The following is a 16,948-nucleotide window of genomic DNA, read 5'->3' as shown; positions in this document are numbered from 1 at the left end:
CGGGTCGGGAGGGGCGCAACGCCCGGCGCATCGAGCCGGCGGGGTCAGCGGAAGACGGGCGCTCCGGCGTAGGGCGCCAGGATCTCCTGCTGCCCGGGCGTGATCCGCAGGACCGTGCCGGTGGCGGGGACGAAGAACGCGAGCTGCGTCTCGGCGCGCACGCAGGTGCGGCGCGTGACGACGTCGATGATCTCGAAGCCCAGCACGAGGGCCCCGCCGCGGGCCGAGACGACCCACACCCGGACCTCGACCGGCGCGTTGCGGTACTCGAGGGCCCGCAGGTACTTGATCCGGTGCTCGCTGATCAGCGCCTGGGTGCCCTCCGGCAGCTCCGAGAAGAACGGGATGAGCGGGGGCTCCACCTGGTCACCGGTGCCCACGGGGACGCCGAGCGCGGCGATCCGGGCCTCCTCCAGGAGCCGGACGACCTCGACGTTGTTGACGTGACCGTACGGGTCCATGTCGCCCCAGCGCATCGGGATCCGGCACAGCACGCCCTGCTCGGTGCCCGTCGTCGTCATGCGATTCCCTCCTGCGCGTCCCGCGCTGTCCCGGCGTCCCGGTGCCCCGGCCGCCCCTCAGCCTAGTCGGCGCGCCGTCACGGAGTGACCGCACCGGGCGGGCGGTGCGAGGATCGGGGCAGCCGCCGCCCGCCCGGGCCGGCCACGGAAGGACCACCATGAGCACTGCCACGACCCACCGGCCACGGCACCGCACCGCCCGCCGGGCCCGCCGCGTCGCCGCGGTCGTCGTCGGTGCCGCCCTCGTGTGGCTGCTGGCGTGCTGGGCCGTGCTCCAGCACCCCCGGGTGGACCCTCCCGTGCCGTCGGACGCCCTGGTGGTGCTGGGTCCCCACGACCCGATCCGCATGGCGGAGGCGTTCCGGCTCATGGAGGCGGGGACGGCGCCGGTCCTGGTGGTGGCCACGCCCGATCCCCGCTCGGTACGGTCCCCGGAGCACCGGCGCTTCATGGAGCAGAAGCGGTTCTGCGCCGAGGACCGCGGCTACGAGGTGATCTGCTTCCCGCCGGACCCGTCCACGACCCAGGGCGAGGCCCTCGAGCTGCGGGAGCTCGCCGCGGCGCGCGGGTGGGACCACGTCAGCGCGCTGACGTTCCGCCAGCACGTGCCCCGGGCTCGCCTGCTCCTGGAGCGCTGCTATCCCGGGCGCCTGGACGTGCTCTCCTTCGACTACCCGCTCGGGCCCCTCGGCGTCCTGCACCAGTTCCTCTACCAGTCCGGCGGGTTCGTGAAGGCCTGTCTCACGCCCGGCTGCGACCAGCAGCTGCCCGGGGAGCCCAAGTCCCTGGACTGAGCACCGGCCGGCCTCAGCCGCCGCGGTCGGCGAGGTCCCGGACCCAGTCGACGGCACGCCGGTCGCTCTCGGTGGAGGTCGCGTGCGCGTCGTCGCGCCCGGAGAGGACGTCCGCGGCGGAGGGCCGGGGCGAGCCGGGGCGATGGGCCCGCGGCGCCTGCGCGAGCTCGGTGATCCACGCCTCGGTCTCCACGCCGCGGTGGGCGTCGGCCGCCCGGCGCGCCCGGGCGGCGGCGGCGGTGAGCGGGTCCACGGGGTCGGTCATGCTCCCAGTCTTCCCCCGGCGGCCCGCCGGGGGAAGACTGGGGCGGTGAGCGATCTCCAGTGCCCGGCCACGGCCGTCCTGCTCGACGACGCCGCCGCCTCCCCCGCGTGGCTCGCCCGGCTGCCCGTGGCGGAGCGTCTCACGGCCCGCGGGGCGCGGGAGGTGGTCCGGCTCGTCGAGGACACGGCCGACCTGTTCCGCGGCGAGACGTTCGTGGTGGCCGCCCCCGCCGAGGACGTCGCGGCGGCGCTGCGGGAGCGGGGCGTGGGCGGGAGGGCCCCCGTCGTCGTCGAGGTGGACTCCGCGGGCTGGCGGCGGGTCCCCGCGCCCTGACCCCACCCCGGGCGGCGCCGGGCGGGACGACGGCGCTCAGTCCCGGGCGTCGCGCTCGATCTCGTCGGCGATCCAGCCGTGGACGATCCCGGCGAAGGTGTGCGGGTCGGTGAGCACCCCCATGTGGGCGGTGTCGGTGACGATCCGGGTGACGTGCCGCTCCTGTGGGTCGAGGGCGTCGACGGCGGGGTCGTCGTCCCCCTGGACGAGCAGCACCGGCAGCTCGGTGTGCTCCAGGAGCAGCCGGGTGCGGTCGGGGCGGTCCCGCATGGCCGCGAGCGTGCGGACCACGGCGGCGGCCGGCCAGTCGCCGGCCTGCCGGAGCGCCGCCCCGACGTCCTGCGCCCGGGCGTCCCCGCGGAACGTCTTCGGCATCTGCCGGCGGGCGTACTCGGCCACGCCGTCCTGCCCGACCATGGCGATGCCCTTCTCGCGGCCGGCCCGGGCCTTGTCGTCGTCGGCCGCCGGGGTGCTGTAGGCGAGCACGGCGTGGCTGATCCGCCCGGCGTGGTCCTCGAGGGCGGCGGCCAGCACGTAGCCGCCCAGGGAGTGCCCCACCCACGCGCACCGCTCGACGCCCTCCGCGTCGAGCACCTCGCAGACGAGGTCGGCGTAGTCCGTCAGGTCGACGGCCCCGTCCGGCAGGTCGCCGCCGGCCACGCCCGGCAGGTCCACGGTGATGACGTCGTGGAAGCGCTCGAGCAGCGGGCGCGCCCGGTCCCACAGCCGCTGGGTGCACAGCAGGCCGGGGATCAGCAGGAGCGTCGGGGCCCCGGAGCCGGAGCGGGAGTAGCGGAGCACGGCGGCGTCCTTCCTCGGGAAGATGCGTGGTGCCCAGCCTACGGCGCGCCGATCCCCCGTTTTGGTGCCGTCCCGGCCGCCCCCTAGTGTTTCCGCTGGTGAGGACCGCCCGGACCCCACCGCATCCGGAGATCCGAGGAGGACATCACTTCCATGATGGGACCGAGCCACGCGGCCTGCGGGGCGGCCGCGTGGGTGGCGCTGACGGCCGACTACCAGTTGCACCTGCAGGACGTGGTGCTGCCGATCGGGTGGGGGCTCGTCGACGTCGGCGACGCCGGGGTCCTCACCGGCGCGCTCGTGACCGCCGGCGCGGCGCTGCTGCCCGACCTCGACCACCCGGGCGGGACCGTGGCCCGGTCCCTGCCGCCGCTGTCCACGGGCCTGGCCCGGCTGGTCTGCCGGATCTCCGGCGGTCACCGGCGCGGCACCCACTCCCTGCTCGGCGTGGCCGCCTTCACCGGCCTCGCGGCGCTCGCGCAGAGGGCCGGGGTGCCGGTCCAGGGCTTCGGGGAGGTGTGGCCGCTCGCGGCGATCATGTCGGTGCTGCTCATCGCCTTCGCCGTGAAGGTGCTGGCGTTCGTGCCGGACCGGGTCGCGAAGCTCAACTGGGCGGTGGGCATCGGGCTGGGCGTCGCCGTGGGCGTGTACCCGCCGGCGCACGAGTGGTGGTTCCCGCTGGCGGTGGGCACCGGCGTGGTGGCCCACCTGGTCGGGGACCTGCTGACGACGCGCGGCATCCACCTGTTCTACCCCCTGCGGATGCCGCTGCCCCTGCCCCGGGCGCTCTACAGGAACCGGTCGTTCCTGGCGGTGCCGGTGCTGGGCAACGCCGGGTCGGCCATGGAGCTCGCGCTGCTCGCGCCCGTCACCCTCTTCGTCCTGTGCGGGCTGTGGACCGCGTTCACGCTGTCGACGGGGCTGACGGTCGCCTGAGGCCTCAGATCGGCCGGCCCTGCTCGGCGCGCTTGCGGTCCTGCTCGGCGCGCTCCTCCTGGACCAGCTCGAGCGTGCGGAGCAGGCGGGGCAGGGTGATGACCACGAGCCCGCCGACCATGTTCAGCGGGATGACCCACAGCGCCCAGAGGGCCCACTCCCCGTAGGAGATCGGCGCGCCCGTGTGCATGGCCGCGAAGAGGACGATGGAGTTGAGCGCGCCGTGCAGCATCCCGGTGCCCACCACCAGGAAGCCGCTCATCACGGCGATGAACCCGGTCACCACGTCGTTCTGGGTGCCCTGGGCCATCCGGGTGGTCAGGGTGATGGTGCTGCCCGCCAGCACCGCCAGGGCGGCGGTCTCGAGGGTCAGCCCGCCCTCGAGGTAGCCCTGGGCGGTCTCCAGCAGGGTGGCCGCGAGGTCCGGGAACGCCAGGGCGATCAGCCAGGTGAACAGCCACCCGCCCACGAGGTTGGTCACGAGGGTGACCGCCCACAGCCGCAGGAGCTGCAGCCAGGTGCCGTGCCGGGCGACGACCGCCTGGATGGGCACGAGGAAGTCCTCGGTGAACAGCTCCGAGTGCGCCAGGCGCAGGGCGAACAGCCCGATCCCGAAGGCCGCCCCGGCCAGCAGGGGGGATCCCGTGGCCTCCTTGACCGCGAGCATGGCCATGATCCCCAGACCCACGTCGACGCCGCCGAACAAGCCCGTGATCACCAGGGCCCGCCACGTCCGGCTGAGACGTTCCGCCCCCTCGGTGACGGTGCTGTGGAACGCCTCGGCGAGCTCGTCCTCCACCGGGTCCTCGGTCTCACCGAGCTCCCGGCGCTTGTCCTCGAGATCCTGCTGGTCGGGTTCCATGTCCGCTCCCCTGCTCGACGCCGCATCCCCGGGCCGGGGATGCGGCAAGCTTACTGATGGTCGGTGGCGGCGGCGATTGGCCAACGGGGAGAACTCCGGGTAGGATAGTCGTCGTTGCTCACAGCGGGTCACTGCTGGGAGTCGATGAGCGCGAGTGGCGGAATAGGCAGACGCGCACGGTTCAGGTCCGTGTGCCCGAAAGGGCGTGGGGGTTCAACTCCCCCCTCGCGCACCACGGGGTTCCACGCAACCCACGAGGTGTCGTCGAAGGCCGGCCGTCCGGAGAGATCCGGACGGCCGGCCTTCGCATTTAACGACTGGCCGGGCCGCGGTCAACACCCACGCCTGCCCCTCGGCCGCGGCGCACTCCGAGCTCCTCCAGGTCGTGGGCCGCACCGTGGGCGCGCACGGGCTGATCCGCAGGGCCGACCCCGGCGCAGGGCCGGTCGCGCCGGGGACGGTATCGACGGGGCCACGGCGGGGCCGTACCCTGCTCAATATGGGGGATCAGGTCCGGCGGTCCGTGTTCACCACCCGCGACTCGACCGAGGGCCTCGCCGTGCTGGAGAAGACCCTCGCGCTGCGGGCAGTGCCCGCGGACGCGGACGGGGCGTTCTACCTGGCCCTGTCCTGGGCCGGCACGGGACCGGTGACGTACGGACGACTGCGCCTGGGCGGCTCCTCGGTCGTCGGGTCGTGGGAGGACGCCGGGGTGGTGCGGGTCGGGCAGGTGCTCGAGGGCGTGCTCAACGCCACCGGCGGCCGGGACCGCTTCCCGCACCGGGGCCCGTTCCTGTTCCCCCAGCACGCGCACACCAGCCGCGGGGAGGACCTGGACCTGCTCACCGTCTCCCTGGACGCCGCGGCGGTCGAGGACCACGCCCGGGGACTGCTGGGGGCCGACTCGTTCCGCCTGCAGTTCACCGGCACCCGCCCGGTGTCCGCGCCCATGGCCCGGTACTGGCTGGGGGCAGTGGCCCACCTGCACCGCAATCTGCTGCCCAACGAGCAGGTGATGAGCAGCCCGCTGCTCCGGGCCGAGATGGTCCACTCCCTGACCACCGCGCTGCTGCACACCTTCCCCAGCACGTTCCTGACCCAGCCGCCGGCCGTCGAGGGCCGCGGCCCCGCCCCGACCGCGATCCGGCGGGCCGTGTCGTTCATCGACGCCCACCTGAGCGAGCCCATCGGGGTGGCCGAGATCGCCGAGGCCGCGAGGATGAGTCCGCGCGGCCTGCAGGCGGCCTTCCGCCGCGAACTGGGCACCACCCCGATGGCCCATCTGCGCACGGCGCGCCTGGAGTCCGCCCACCGGGACCTGGTCGCCGCCGACCCCACCACGGGGGTGACGGTGGCGGCCATCGCCGCCCGGTGGGGCTTCACCCACCAGGGACGGTTCGCCGCGGCCTACCGGCAGCGCTACGGGCAGGCCCCCACCACCACCCTGCGCGGCTGACCCGATGCGCCGGCCCCGCCCCGACCTCCGGAGATCCCAGGGAGTGCCAGTGCCCTCGACCCCGCTCCACCTGCACGTGTCGACCACCGACCCCGAGGCCGCCAACGAGGCCCTGCGGCAGGTCTACTCCCGGGCGCGCATGGGGACGATCGACGACCCGTCCTCGTTCCTCTACCGCCAGGAGGTGCACGGGGACTCCGAGCTCACCCTGGGCCGGCTGACCTTCCGCGGGAGCATCGCCGGGCACATGGTGCTGGAGGAGAACTTCTCGGTCGTCCTTCCCCGCAGCGGGTCGCTCGACTGGGAGATCGCGGGCCGGAAGGGCAGCGGCCTGAGCCTGTTCATGGTCCAGCCCGCCCAGGACTACTTCGGTGCGGTGGACCGGCTCGCCGTGGACTCGGTCAATCTCAGCCGCCCCGCGCTGCAGGACACCGCCCGGACCGTCTTCGGTGACGAGCGGCTCGAGGTCGCCTTCGAGCACCCCCGCCCGGTCTCCCCGGCGCGGGAGAAGTACTGGCGGACCACCTACGACTTCGTCCAGCAGGCCCTGGCCGATCCCGCCGTCGCCGACGTGCCGCTGCTGCGGGCCGATCTGCTGCGCCAGATCTCGGTGGCCACCCTGGAGACCTTCGCCCTCTGCGGCGACGTGCAGGCGCGGCGGGCCTCGACGGCCGCCCGCCAGGCCGCCTACCGGCGCGCCGTGGAGTTCGTGGACGCCGCCGTGTCGCTGCCGATCACGGTCGAGGACATCGCCCGCCACGTGGGCCTGAGCACCCTCGAGCTCACCCGGGCGTTCCGCTCCCACGCCGGCACGACCCCGGCCGCGCACCTGCGCGGGCTGCGACTGGCAGCCGCGCACGAGGACCTGGTGCACGGGGATCCCGCCGAGGGACACACCGTGGCCGAGATCGCCGCGCGCTGGGGGTTCGCCCACCCCGGCGACTTCGCCCGCCGCCACCGTCAGGCCTACGGGGAGAACCCGGGACGCACGCTGCGCCACTAGGTCCCCTCCGCGCCTCGTCGCCGCGTTCATGGACCTGCGGAGCCGCCGGGCCCCGTCGCCCGGCGGGTCCGCAGGTCGTCAGCTGCCGTCCCGGCGCCCGAGCGCGGCCGCCACGGCGGCCAGCGCGCCCCCGGCCAGCAGGGGCTTGACCCGCGGGTGGGTCTGCACCCACGTGTAGGCGCTGAACCGCCGGGCGCGGGAGCCGAAGTCCCCCTCGGCGCGGTCCTCCTGCTCCCGGGGGGAGTACAGGGTTCCCGGCGCCCCGCCCGGCGCCGGCTCGGTGCTGCGCTCCAGGGGGACGATCCGGGCCAGGAGGGCGTCCATCAGCCGGGGGGCCAGCATCTGGCCGGCCGTCATCAGCCGGGCGGCCCCGCCGGCGTAGAGGTCGCGCACCGGGTGCTCGGCGGCGTGGAGCACGCAGTCGGCCACCACGGCCGGCTGGTAGATCGGCGGGGCCCCGGTGGGCTCGACGTCCATCGTGTGGGCCGCGTTGGTGAAGAACGGCGTGTTGATGGTGCCCGGCTTGATGCTGGTGACCGAGATCGGGACCCCGTCGGCCAGGAGGTCCCGCCGCAACCCGTCGATGACGCCCTCCACCGCGTGCTTGGAGGCGCTGTAGGCGCTGTGCCGGGGCAGGGAGACCATGCTCTCCACGGAGGAGACGGCGATCAGCGCCCCGCCCCCGGCCTCGCGCAGGCGCGGCAGGGCGGCGAGCGCCCCGTGGACCTGGCCCAGGTAGTTGATCTCCATCAGCCGCCGGAACTCCTCGGGCAGGGTCTCCTCGAAGGACGCGTGGACGAGCACGGCTGCGACGTTGACCCAGGTGTCGATGCGCCCGAACGTGCGCACGGCGGTCTCGGCCACCGCCTCGACCTGCGCGTGGTCGACGACGTCGCACACGACGTAGGCGCCCTCTGCCCCGAGGGCGGTGATCTCGGCCACCAGCGACTGCAGCGCCGGCTCGCTGCGGGCGGCGACGACCAGCTTCGCGCCCCGCCCGGCCAGCAGCAGCGCGCTCTCCCGCCCGATGCCGCTGGAGGCGCCCAGCACGACGACGACCTGCTCCGAGATGGGCCTCAGCTTCATGGTCTGCTTCATGGCCTGCTTCATGGCCTGCTTCATGGTCTGCGCTCCTGTCCGTGGCGGTCCGCCCTCCCCCGGGGGCGCCCCAGGGGCGGCCCGGGGAGGAGGGCTTCCTCCACCGTAGGCAGTGGCCGACCCGACAGCAAGGTTGCTGACGGGTTTCCCGGGGACGGCGGAGCTCCCGGCTCGATCGCCGCGGGCCGGGCCCGGGTGACACACTCGGTGCCATGCGTGAGCTCGTCGTCCTCGGCACCGCCTCCCAGGTCCCGACCCGGACCCGCAACCACAACGGATACCTGCTGCGCTGGGACGGCGAGGGCCTGCTCTTCGACCCCGGCGAGGGCACGCAGCGGCAGATGATCCACGCGGGCGTCCCGGCCGGGCGGATCACGCGCATCTGCCTCACCCACGTCCACGGCGACCACTGCTTCGGGCTGCCCGGCGTGCTCTCGCGCATGGTCCTGGACGGCGTGGCCCACCCCGTGCACCTGCACTACCCCACCTCCGGCGAGGACGTGGTCCAGGCACTGGTGTCCGTGGCCACCCCGGGCCTGGACCTGCGGCTGCACCCGCACGCCGGTCCCGGGCCGGTCGCACCGGGCCTGGAGGTCCGGGCCCTGCACCACCGCGTCGAGACCTACGGCTACCGTCTCGTCGAGCCCGACGGCCGCACGCTGCTGCCGGAGAAGCTCGCGGCGGCCGGGATCGCGGGCCCGGACGTCGGCCGCCTGCAGCGCGAGGTAAGCCTGCGCGGGGTGCGCCTGGCGGACGTGAGCGTGCCGCGGCGCGGCCGGCGCTTCGCCCTCGTCATGGACACGGCGCCGTGCCCCGGCGCCGAGGAGCTGGCCGAGGGCGCCGACCTGCTGGTGGCCGAGTGCACCTTCGCCGACGACGAGGCCGGGCTCGCGGCGCAGTACCGCCATCTCACCGCCGGGCAGGCCGGCGCGCTGGCCGCCGGGGGCGTCGGCACGCTGGTCCTCACCCACTTCTCGTCGCGCTACGCCGACGTCGCCCCGCTCGCCGGACAGGCCCGGGCCCGCGCCGGCGGGGCCACCGTCGTGGCGGCCCAGGACCTCGACCGGATCCCGCTCCCCCGGCGCCGGCAGCTCCCGTCCTGAGTCCGGGGACCGGCGGACGGAGCGGCCCAGCACAGCGGGAGCCATGGAACCGGCCACCGTGGACGCCGCCGGCGCCGCGCGGGGCTCAGCCCACCGGGATCGTGCCGGCGTAGTCCGTGCTGTAGCCGGTGACCGGCTGGTGCGGGATCTCCTCCCAGCGCTCCGGGTCCTCCTCCTGGACCTCACCGGTGGCCACGCCGAGCAGCAGCTCCTTCACGGCCAGCACGTTCTGCCGGATGCTCCTGCCGCGGGCCCTCTGGCCCAGGCTGCCGTCCGAGGTGTTGCCGCAGGTCTCGAAGAAGACCACGGGGTTCGAGTGGCCCTCGGGGTTCATCCCGCCGTGGTCCAGGCCCGTCATCATGGCCGAGACCACGCCGCCCTTGATGTCGATCTCGTAGCTGCCGCCCACCTGGTACCGGTCCATGGTGATGGATCCGTACTTCGCGAGCTCGTCGTACACGTGCACGTGCATCTGCCGGGTGAGCACGTCGTAGGCGCCGCCCCGGATCCCCGGCAGCGTGGGTCCCCCGGGGGCGAGCGAGATGCCGAGGGACAGGGTGACGTCGTCGCCCGTGCCCGCCTGCTGCTTCAGGCCCTGGTGGTGGATGTCGATGCCCCAGGCCGGGTCCACCGTCGTCCAGTACTCGTAGAAGGCCAGCGACTCGTCGGCTGCGAAGCCGGTGGGCGCCCAGTCACGGTTGAGGTCGACGCGCTGCGGCGTCCCGTCCTGCGGGGCATCCGCCACCTGGTCCCACAGCACGGTGTGACGGATGTTCGCCTCGGCGCCGTCCGGGTTGTACATCGGGATGACGTGGAAGGTGAACTTCTCGCGCAGCAGCTCGTACTCGGGGGACCCGTTGGTGCCCAGGTCCCTGAGCAGGGCCAGCAGCGCGTCGGTGCCGTAGGGCTCGTTGCCGTGGATCCGGCCCTGGAGCCACACGTGCTCCTCGCCGCTGCCGACCGTCGCGACCCACAGGTCACGGCCCTGCTCGGACGTGCTCACCGTCATGCCGGCCTCGGCCAGGGTGAAGGCGTCCACGCCGTAGCAGCCGGTCCGTTCGAGCTGCTGCAGCTCCTGCACCACGTCGTCGTAGGTGAGGATGCTGGAGATGCTGGTCCTTCCCTCGGCGGAGGGGAAGTTGGCGTCGGCGGCGGCGGGAGCCGCGGCGCCGAGGGGAAGGGCGACGGCGAGCGCCGCTGCCGCCGCAAGCCGGCGTGAGGAGCGGGACGGAGCGGGTGCGAGGTGCTGAGGGGTCACGGACTGGTCCTTCGGGGGGAGGAACGGGGCTGCGGCGCGGGGCCCGCCGGTGCGGGCCCCGCGCCGGAGCGGGGGTGCTCGTGATGCTGGTCACAGACGCGCATGCGCGTCACGCTCCCGGGGGCACGTCCCGGAAGTCCTGTCCGGCGGCACCCCGCCGGGGCGTGAGCGCTCCCGCCGCCACGGCACGTCGTGAGGTGACCCGCCCGGGCAGGGAAGCGGCGGGCGGCTTCGTCGTCCGGCGCGTCGGAGCCATAGACTGGGGGACTGTGAAAGCACTGCTGCTGGAGAACATCCATCCCGAGGCCGAACGCATCCTGACCGAGAAGGGGATCGAGGTCGAGACGCGCAAGGGGGCCCTGGACACCGGGGAGCTCGTCGAGGCCCTCGACGGGGTCGAACTGCTGGGCATCCGGTCCAAGACGCAGGTGACGCGTGAGGTCTTCGAGGCCCACCCGAACCTGCTGTCCGTGGGCGCCTTCTGCATCGGCACGAACCAGATCGACCTGGCGGCCGCCACCGAGCACGCCGTCACGTGCTTCAACGCCCCCTACTCCAACACCCGCAGCGTGGTCGAGCTCGCGGTCGCCGAGATCATCTCCATGGCCCGGCACCTGACGGACAAGAACAAGGCCATGCACGAGGGCGTGTGGGACAAGTCCGCCAAGGGCGCCCACGAGGTCCGCGGCCGCACCCTCGGCATCGTGGGCTACGGCAACATCGGCTCGCAGCTGTCGGTGCTCGCCGAGACGCTGGGCATGCGCGTCTACTACTACGACATCGTGGACCGCCTGCCGCTCGGCAACGCCCAGCGCTGCGAGACCCTCGACGAGCTGCTGGAGAAGGTCGAGACCGTCTCCCTGCACGTGGACGGCCGCACCGGCAACGACAACATGTTCGGCCGGGAGCAGTTCGAGCGGATGCGCCCCCGGTCCCTATTCCTCAACCTGTGCCGCGGCATGGTCGTGGACTACAACGCCCTGCGCGAAGCCCTCGTCAGCGGGCACATCGCGGGGGCGTCCGTGGACGTGTTCCCCAACGAGCCGAAGTCCACCGGGGACCCGTTCAGCTCGGTGCTGCAGGGGCTGCCCAACGTCATCCTCACCCCGCACATCGGCGGCTCCACCGAGGAGGCCCAGGTGGACATCGGCCGGTTCGTGGCCGGCAAGCTCGCCTCCTTCGTGTCCTCCGGCTCCACGACCCTGTCGGTGAACATGCCGCAGGTCCAGCTCGACAGCGCCGTCAACGGCACCCGCCTGCTGCACCTGCACCGCAACGTGCCCGGCGTGCTCGCCACCGTCAACAGCGTCCTCGGCGACCACGGCATCAACATCGACCGCCAGCAGCTGTCCACCCGTGGGGACACCGGCTACCTCGTCACCGACGCCGCCAACAGCGGCAGCCCGGACATCATCCAGGAGGTCATCCGGGAGATCCTGGAGCTGCCCGAGACGATCCGGCTCAGCACCATCAACTGACCGGCGCGCCCGTCGCCACCAGCCCCCGTCGGCCAGCCGGCGGGGGCTGGTGGCACAATGAGCGCATGAGCGGCGTCCTGGAGCAGCCGGTGGCCCACGGGGAGAGCACCTACGGGGCGGTCGTCCTGGCGCTCGATCCCACGGTCGAGGACAAGCACTCCCTCCTTGCGGACGCGGACGGCCGGCGCCGCCCCCGCGCCGACGTCACGGCCCTCTTCGAGCGGCTGCGCGCCGACGGCATCCTCACGGCCGTCGTCACCTCGCGCACGGACCTGCCCGCCGAGTTCGTCGCCGACGTCGTCGTCGCCGCCGACCCGCCCGAGGACGGGCCGGACGAGGCCTCCACCGGCCGCCCCCACCGGCACCCGCCCTCGGCGTCCCTGGTGCTCGCGGCCCGGGAGCTGGACGTGGAGCCCGAGCACGCCGTGGTCGTGAGCGACAGCCACCGCCTGGTGCGCACCGCGGTGGACGACGGCTTCGGGCTGGTCGTCGGTCTCGGCGACGCCGACCGCCGCGGGCCGCTGCTCGCCGCGGGCGCCCACTTCGTCGTCGACGACCTCACGGCCCTCGACCTGCCCCTCGCCTCCGTCTCCGGCACCGCGGCGTGGGCCGGCGGGTCGGGCGGGGACAGCCCGTGGAACCTCGTGCACACGTCGTTCGAGCCGCGGCACGAGGGCCTGCGCGAGTCCCTGTGCACCCTCGGCAACGGGTACATGGCGACCCGGGGCGCGGCGTGCGAGTCCCGGGCCGATCAGACGCACTACCCCGGGACCTACCTGGCGGGGGTCTACAACCGGCTGCGCACCGACGTCGACGGGTTCACCGTCGAGGACGAGCACATGGTCAACGCCCCGAACTGGACGCTGCTGCAGTACCGCGTGGGCGACGGCTACTGGTTCCGGCCCACCCGCGAGAACACCCTGGACTACCGCCAGGACCTCGACGTGCGCACCGGCGTGCTGACCCGCACCTTCCGCTTCCGGGACGACACCGGGCGCACCACCCGGGTGAGCACCCGCCGGTTCGTCTCGCAGGAGCAGCGCCACCTGGCGGGCCAGGAGACGGTCTTCGTGGCCGAGGACTGGTCCGGGACGCTCACCGTCCGCAGCCTGGTCGACACGGACGTCGCCAACCGCAACGTCCGGGAGTACGCGGCGCTCGCCGACCGGCACCTGGGCGCCCCCACCGTGGAGGAGCTCGGCCCCGGGACGGTGCTGGTGGACACCGTCACGAGCCAGTCGCAGGTCCACGTCGCGGTGGCGATGCGCACCCGGGTGCTGGACGACGACCTCACCCACCGGTCCGGCACGATGACCCCGGTCGTGCCGGCCCCCGGCGTGACCGGCCACGAGCTGCGCATCAGCATGGAGGCGGGCGCGCCCGTGCGGGTGGAGAAGGTCGTCGCCCTCGCCACCTCCCGGGACCGGGCGATCTCCACCCCCGGGCTCGCCGCGGCCGGCGTCCTCGCCCGCGCCGGGACCTTCGAGGAGCTGCTCGCCGAGCACGTGGCGGCGTGGCAGGCGCTGTGGGCCGCGTTCACCGTCGCGACGAGCACGGGAGGGCCCGAGGGCCTCGCCGTGAACCTCAACACCTTCCACGTCCTGCAGTCGGTGGCCGCCGCGGGACCGGACCTGGACGCGGGCGTGCCCGCCCGGGGACTGCACGGCGAGGGCTACCGCGGGCACATCTTCTGGGACGAGATGTTCGTCTACCCCATGCTCACCCTGCGCCGGCCGGAGTGGACGCGGTCCCTGCTCGCCTACCGGTACCGGCGCCTCGGGCAGGCCCGGGCCGCCGCGCGGGCAGTGGGCCGGCCGGGTGCCATGTTCCCGTGGCAGAGCGGCAGCGACGGCCGCGAGGAGACGCCCTCGGTCCTGTTCAATCCCCGCACGGGGCGGTGGATGCCGGACAACTCCCGGCTGCAGCACCACGTGGGCCTGGCGGTCGCGCACGCCGTGTGGCAGTACTACCAGGCCACGGAGGACACCCGCTTCCTCGTGGAGCAGGGGGCGGAGCTCATGGTGGAGATCGCCCGCTTCTTCGCCGACCTCGCCGTCCACGACCCCGAGGACGACCGCTACGACATCGTCGGGGTCATGGGCCCGGACGAGTTCCACGACGGCTACCCCGGCGCGCCCGGCAGCGGGCTGCGCAACAACGCCTACACCAACATCATGACCGCGTGGCTGCTCACCCGCGCCCTGGAGACGGTCGACCGCCTCGGGAAGGACTACGGCGGGCCCCTCTGGCAGCGCCTGGACCTGCGCGAGGACGAGCTGCTGGCCTGGAAGCGGATCCGCACCCGGCTGCGCGTGCCCTTCCTCGCCGACGGCGTCATCGCACAGTTCGAGGGCTACGACCAGCTCCCGGAGTTCTCCTGGGAGGACTACCGCGCCCGGTACGGCAACATCGGCCGGCTGGACCTGATCCTCAACGCCGAGGGGCACTCCACCAACGACTACCGGCTCTCCAAGCAGGCCGACGTCCTGATGCTCCTGTACCTGTTCTCCGACGGGGAGCTGCGCGAGCTGCTCGGGCAGCTGGGCTACGTGTTCCCCGACGACGCCGTGCGCAGCACCGTGGCGTTCTACCGCACCCGGTCGGCCCACGGCTCCACGCTGTCGAACGTGGTGCACTCCTGGGTCGAGGCCCGCCTCGACCGCCGCGGCTCCTGGTCGTTCCTCACCCGCGCCCTCAGCAGCGACCTCGTCGACGCCCAGGGGGACACCACCCGCGAGGGGATCCACCTCGCGGCGATGGCCGGGTCCGTGGACATCCTGACCCGCTGCTACACGGGCCTGGAGATCCGCGAGGACATGCTCTGGTTCCACCCGGCCATCCCCCCGGAGGTGCCCGAGGTGACCTTCTCGATCCACTACCGGGACCAGCCCGTCCAGATCGAGCTCACCCCGGCCGCGCTGCGCCTGTACCTCGGTCCCGGCCCCGCCCGGCCCCTGCGGGTGTGGGTCAACGGCGAGGTCCACGAGCTCGCCGCCGGCCAGCTGCGCGTCTTCCCCCTGGAGGACGCGGATGCCTGAGCCCACGACGCCCCTCATCGGGCCCGCGGCCGGTGCGGCCCTGCACGTGATGAGCTACAACATCCGCTTCGACCACGGCACCGCCGGGCCCGGGCACCCCGACCACTGGCCGGCCCGCGCGCCCCTCCTGGGCCGGCTGCTGCGTCTCGAGCAGCCCACCCTGCTCGGCGTCCAGGAGGCCCTGCACCACCAGCTGCCGGTCCTGCTGCGGGCGCTGCCGGCCGGGTACGCCATGGTGGGCTACGGCCGCACCGGCGGCAGCACGGGCGAGCACTCCCCGATCGTCTACGACGCCCGGCGCCTGGAGCTGCTGGAGTGGAACCAGTTCTGGCTCTCCGGCACCCCCGAGCTCATCGGCTCGGTCACGTGGGGCAACGACGTGCCCCGGATCGTCACGTGGGGCCGGTTCCGCGACCGCTCCGCCGGGGCCGAGCTGGTGCTCGTCAACACCCACTTCGACCACGACTCCGAGCTCGCCCGGGACCGCAGCGCCACCGCCGTCGTCGAGCTGGTGCGCAGCTTCCGACCGCGCACCCCCACCGTGGTCACGGGGGACTTCAACGCCGACGCCGGGGGCTCCGGGGCCTACGCGACGCTCGTGGGCTCCGGGGTCCTGGCGGACACCTGGGAGACGGCCGAGCGCCGGCTCACCCCGCCGTGGGGCACGTTCCCGGACTATGCGCCCCCCGTCCTGGACGGGAGGCGCATCGACTGGGTGCTGGCCGGCCCGGGGGTCCGGGTGCTCCGGGCCGGGATCAACCCGGCGTGCTTCGACGGGCGCTGGCCCAGCGACCACGCCCCCGTGCAGGCCCTGGTCGCCCTCGGCTGAGGCCTAGCCCCCGGACGGGCCCGCCGGGAGGGGCCGCCACGGACGGGCCCCGGCGGCGGCGGCCCCCATCGCGTCGACGGTCGCCGCCGTGCGGGCCAGGGACGCCGCGTCCTCCTCCGGCGACCGGCATCCGGCGTCCGCGGGCAGGGCGCACCACCGGACCGGGTCGACGGTGAGGACGTGCGGGATCCACACGGGGGCCTCCGCCGTCCAGCGGCCGCCCTCGCGGGTGAAGGTGGCGCTGACGGTCAGGCCCTCGTTGTTGACCGGCACCCGGGTGGCGTGCTCGGAGAGGCTGTTGCCCAGGCCGTGCACGATCCAGGTGTCCCCGTGCTTCTCGATCGGCAGCACCGAATGCGTGTGGTGGCCGTAGACGAGGTCGAACTGCCCGCTGTCGGCCAGCGCGTGGCCGACCTCGAGCTGCCGGGCGCTGGGCACGGAGGCGTACTCGTCCCCGGCGTGCACCGCGGCCAGCACGATCTCCGCCCCCTGCTCCCGGGCCGCGCGCGCCCGGCGCACCATCGCCGGCACGTCCAGCAGGTCCACCCGCCAGGCGGCGTCCGGGACGTTGCCGTTGAGCCCGTACGTGCCGGTGACCACCCCGACCCCCACCCCGTTCGCGTCGAGGACCAGGGGGCGGGCGGCGTCGGCGGCCGTGCGGTAGGAGCCGGTGTGCGCGATCCCGCCGTCGTCGAGGGTCTCCAGGGTGCGCTCCAGCCCCGCGGTGCCGGCGTCGAGGGAGTGGTTCGTGGCGGTCGTGCAGGCGTCGTAGCCGATCCCCGCGAGCGCGGGCACGATCTGCGGCGGCACGCTGAACGCGGGGTAGCCGGTGAACGGGCCGCCGGGCTCGGCCAGCGGCGTCTCCATGTCGCAGATCGCGAGGTCGGCGTCCTGCGTGAACGGGCGCAGTCCGGCCACGAGGGGGCCGAAGTCCAGGCGCCCGGCGCCGTCGGCCTCGGCCTGCGCCCACAGGCCCGGGTGCAGCAGGACGTCCCCGGTGACCACGACCTCCACCTCGTCCGGACCCGCCGGAGCGCTCGCAGCCGACGGCGGCGCCGTGCTCCCGCCACCCGGGGCGGGCCCGGCCGTGCCGCAGCCGCCGAGCATGGGGAGCACGCCGAGCAGCGGGACCGCCACGAGGGCGCGGCGGGAACGGGGCGGGCGCGAGGTCAT

At 74.2% G+C, this 16,948-nt stretch carries 16 protein-coding genes and 1 tRNA gene; 10 read left to right on the top strand and 7 right to left on the bottom strand.

The annotated features are described in order from the left end of the window. Positions 1 to 44: 44 nt before the first annotated feature. Complete coding sequence (locus tag ACYSMR_RS11345) at positions 45 to 521, bottom strand: acyl-CoA thioesterase (protein ID WP_251334413.1); 477 nt, start codon at positions 519 to 521, stop codon at positions 45 to 47. A gap of 158 nt (positions 522 to 679) precedes the next feature. Between ACYSMR_RS11345 and ACYSMR_RS11340 the strand changes: the two genes are divergently transcribed. Beyond that, positions 680 to 1,315, top strand: a complete 636-nt coding sequence (locus ACYSMR_RS11340) for a YdcF family protein (RefSeq protein WP_461745308.1) — start codon at positions 680 to 682, stop codon at positions 1,313 to 1,315. A 13-nt stretch (positions 1,316 to 1,328) separates the two neighbouring features. Here the strand turns inward: ACYSMR_RS11340 and ACYSMR_RS11335 are convergent, their stop codons facing one another. Further along, the gene (locus ACYSMR_RS11335; RefSeq protein ID WP_309125387.1) at positions 1,329 to 1,580 is read right to left on the bottom strand and encodes a hypothetical protein; all 252 of its coding nucleotides are present in this window, start codon (positions 1,578 to 1,580) and stop codon (positions 1,329 to 1,331) included. A 45-nt stretch (positions 1,581 to 1,625) separates the two neighbouring features. Here ACYSMR_RS11335 and ACYSMR_RS11330 point away from each other — a divergent pair, with 45 nt between their 5' ends. Next, positions 1,626 to 1,913, top strand: coding sequence for a hypothetical protein (locus ACYSMR_RS11330; protein WP_309125388.1), 288 nt, complete (start codon positions 1,626 to 1,628; stop codon positions 1,911 to 1,913). A 36-nt stretch (positions 1,914 to 1,949) separates the two neighbouring features. On the opposite strand, the gene ACYSMR_RS11325 is transcribed toward ACYSMR_RS11330, so the two are convergent. Beyond that, complete coding sequence (locus ACYSMR_RS11325; protein ID WP_461745306.1) at positions 1,950 to 2,714, bottom strand: alpha/beta fold hydrolase; 765 nt, start codon at positions 2,712 to 2,714, stop codon at positions 1,950 to 1,952. A 153-nt stretch (positions 2,715 to 2,867) separates the two neighbouring features. Between ACYSMR_RS11325 and ACYSMR_RS11320 the strand changes: the two genes are divergently transcribed. Then, entirely contained in the window at positions 2,868 to 3,650 is a 783-nt protein-coding gene (locus ACYSMR_RS11320) for a metal-dependent hydrolase (protein WP_309125390.1), read from the top strand. 4 nt (positions 3,651 to 3,654) lie between these two features. Here ACYSMR_RS11320 and ACYSMR_RS11315 read toward each other — a convergent pair whose 3' ends face one another. After that, on the bottom strand, positions 3,655 to 4,512 hold the full coding sequence (locus ACYSMR_RS11315; protein WP_309125391.1) for a formate/nitrite transporter family protein: 858 nt from the start codon (positions 4,510 to 4,512) through the stop codon (positions 3,655 to 3,657). Between the two features lie 148 nt (positions 4,513 to 4,660). Here ACYSMR_RS11315 and ACYSMR_RS11310 point away from each other — a divergent pair. From ACYSMR_RS11310 to ACYSMR_RS11300, 3 genes are all read left to right on the top strand, one after another. Beyond that, positions 4,661 to 4,747: transfer RNA gene (locus tag ACYSMR_RS11310), tRNA-Leu, on the top strand. Between the two features lie 264 nt (positions 4,748 to 5,011). After that, the gene (locus ACYSMR_RS11305) at positions 5,012 to 5,968 is read left to right on the top strand and encodes a helix-turn-helix transcriptional regulator (protein ID WP_251334420.1); all 957 of its coding nucleotides are present in this window, start codon (positions 5,012 to 5,014) and stop codon (positions 5,966 to 5,968) included. A gap of 49 nt (positions 5,969 to 6,017) precedes the next feature. Beyond that, the gene (locus tag ACYSMR_RS11300) at positions 6,018 to 6,971 is read left to right on the top strand and encodes a helix-turn-helix transcriptional regulator (protein WP_309125392.1); all 954 of its coding nucleotides are present in this window, start codon (positions 6,018 to 6,020) and stop codon (positions 6,969 to 6,971) included. A gap of 78 nt (positions 6,972 to 7,049) precedes the next feature. Here the strand turns inward: ACYSMR_RS11300 and ACYSMR_RS11295 are convergent, their stop codons facing one another. Beyond that, positions 7,050 to 8,093: an SDR family oxidoreductase gene (locus ACYSMR_RS11295; protein ID WP_461745302.1), complete on the bottom strand. Its 1,044-nt coding sequence runs from the start codon at positions 8,091 to 8,093 to the stop codon at positions 7,050 to 7,052. Positions 8,094 to 8,281: 188 nt separating this feature from the next. Between ACYSMR_RS11295 and ACYSMR_RS11290 the strand changes: the two genes are divergently transcribed. Beyond that, positions 8,282 to 9,172, top strand: coding sequence for a ribonuclease Z (locus ACYSMR_RS11290; RefSeq protein WP_461745300.1), 891 nt, complete (start codon positions 8,282 to 8,284; stop codon positions 9,170 to 9,172). A gap of 85 nt (positions 9,173 to 9,257) precedes the next feature. On the opposite strand, the gene ACYSMR_RS11285 is transcribed toward ACYSMR_RS11290, so the two are convergent. Continuing rightward, the gene (locus tag ACYSMR_RS11285) at positions 9,258 to 10,430 is read right to left on the bottom strand and encodes a M14 family zinc carboxypeptidase (protein WP_461745298.1); all 1,173 of its coding nucleotides are present in this window, start codon (positions 10,428 to 10,430) and stop codon (positions 9,258 to 9,260) included. 269 nt (positions 10,431 to 10,699) lie between these two features. Here ACYSMR_RS11285 and serA point away from each other — a divergent pair, with 269 nt between their 5' ends. The 3 genes from serA (at position 10,700) to ACYSMR_RS11270 (ending at position 15,775) form a co-directional block, all read left to right on the top strand. After that, positions 10,700 to 11,908, top strand: a complete 1,209-nt coding sequence (serA, locus tag ACYSMR_RS11280; RefSeq protein ID WP_309125396.1) for a phosphoglycerate dehydrogenase — start codon at positions 10,700 to 10,702, stop codon at positions 11,906 to 11,908. Between the two features lie 65 nt (positions 11,909 to 11,973). Next, positions 11,974 to 14,946: a glycosyl hydrolase family 65 protein gene (locus ACYSMR_RS11275; protein WP_251334426.1), complete on the top strand. Its 2,973-nt coding sequence runs from the start codon at positions 11,974 to 11,976 to the stop codon at positions 14,944 to 14,946. Further along, complete coding sequence (locus tag ACYSMR_RS11270; RefSeq protein ID WP_309125397.1) at positions 14,939 to 15,775, top strand: endonuclease/exonuclease/phosphatase family protein; 837 nt, start codon at positions 14,939 to 14,941, stop codon at positions 15,773 to 15,775. The genes ACYSMR_RS11275 and ACYSMR_RS11270 overlap by 8 nt, the downstream gene beginning before the upstream one ends. A 3-nt stretch (positions 15,776 to 15,778) precedes the next feature. On the opposite strand, the gene ACYSMR_RS11265 is transcribed toward ACYSMR_RS11270, so the two are convergent. Further along, positions 15,779 to 16,948, bottom strand: coding sequence for a CapA family protein (locus tag ACYSMR_RS11265; protein WP_461745295.1), 1,170 nt, complete (start codon positions 16,946 to 16,948; stop codon positions 15,779 to 15,781).

Source organism: Kocuria sp. U4B, from assembly GCF_054875615.1.
This window is presented reverse-complemented; position numbering and strand designations above follow the sequence as displayed.

Coding starts and splice junctions, on each gene's coding strand:
- ACYSMR_RS11315 (WP_309125391.1), bottom strand. CDS start 4,512: ATGGAACCCGACCAGCAGGATCTCGAGGACAAGCGCCGGGAGCTCGGT.
- ACYSMR_RS11320 (WP_309125390.1), top strand. CDS start 2,868: ATGATGGGACCGAGCCACGCGGCCTGCGGGGCGGCCGCGTGGGTGGCG.
- ACYSMR_RS11275 (WP_251334426.1), top strand. CDS start 11,974: ATGAGCGGCGTCCTGGAGCAGCCGGTGGCCCACGGGGAGAGCACCTAC.
- ACYSMR_RS11340 (WP_461745308.1), top strand. CDS start 680: ATGAGCACTGCCACGACCCACCGGCCACGGCACCGCACCGCCCGCCGG.
- ACYSMR_RS11270 (WP_309125397.1), top strand. CDS start 14,939: ATGCCTGAGCCCACGACGCCCCTCATCGGGCCCGCGGCCGGTGCGGCC.
- ACYSMR_RS11265 (WP_461745295.1), bottom strand. CDS start 16,948: ATGACCTCGCGCCCGCCCCGTTCCCGCCGCGCCCTCGTGGCGGTCCCG.
- ACYSMR_RS11290 (WP_461745300.1), top strand. CDS start 8,282: ATGCGTGAGCTCGTCGTCCTCGGCACCGCCTCCCAGGTCCCGACCCGG.
- ACYSMR_RS11345 (WP_251334413.1), bottom strand. CDS start 521: ATGACGACGACGGGCACCGAGCAGGGCGTGCTGTGCCGGATCCCGATG.
- ACYSMR_RS11335 (WP_309125387.1), bottom strand. CDS start 1,580: ATGACCGACCCCGTGGACCCGCTCACCGCCGCCGCCGCCCGGGCGCGC.
- ACYSMR_RS11295 (WP_461745302.1), bottom strand. CDS start 8,093: ATGAAGCAGGCCATGAAGCAGGCCATGAAGCAGACCATGAAGCTGAGG.
- ACYSMR_RS11305 (WP_251334420.1), top strand. CDS start 5,012: ATGGGGGATCAGGTCCGGCGGTCCGTGTTCACCACCCGCGACTCGACC.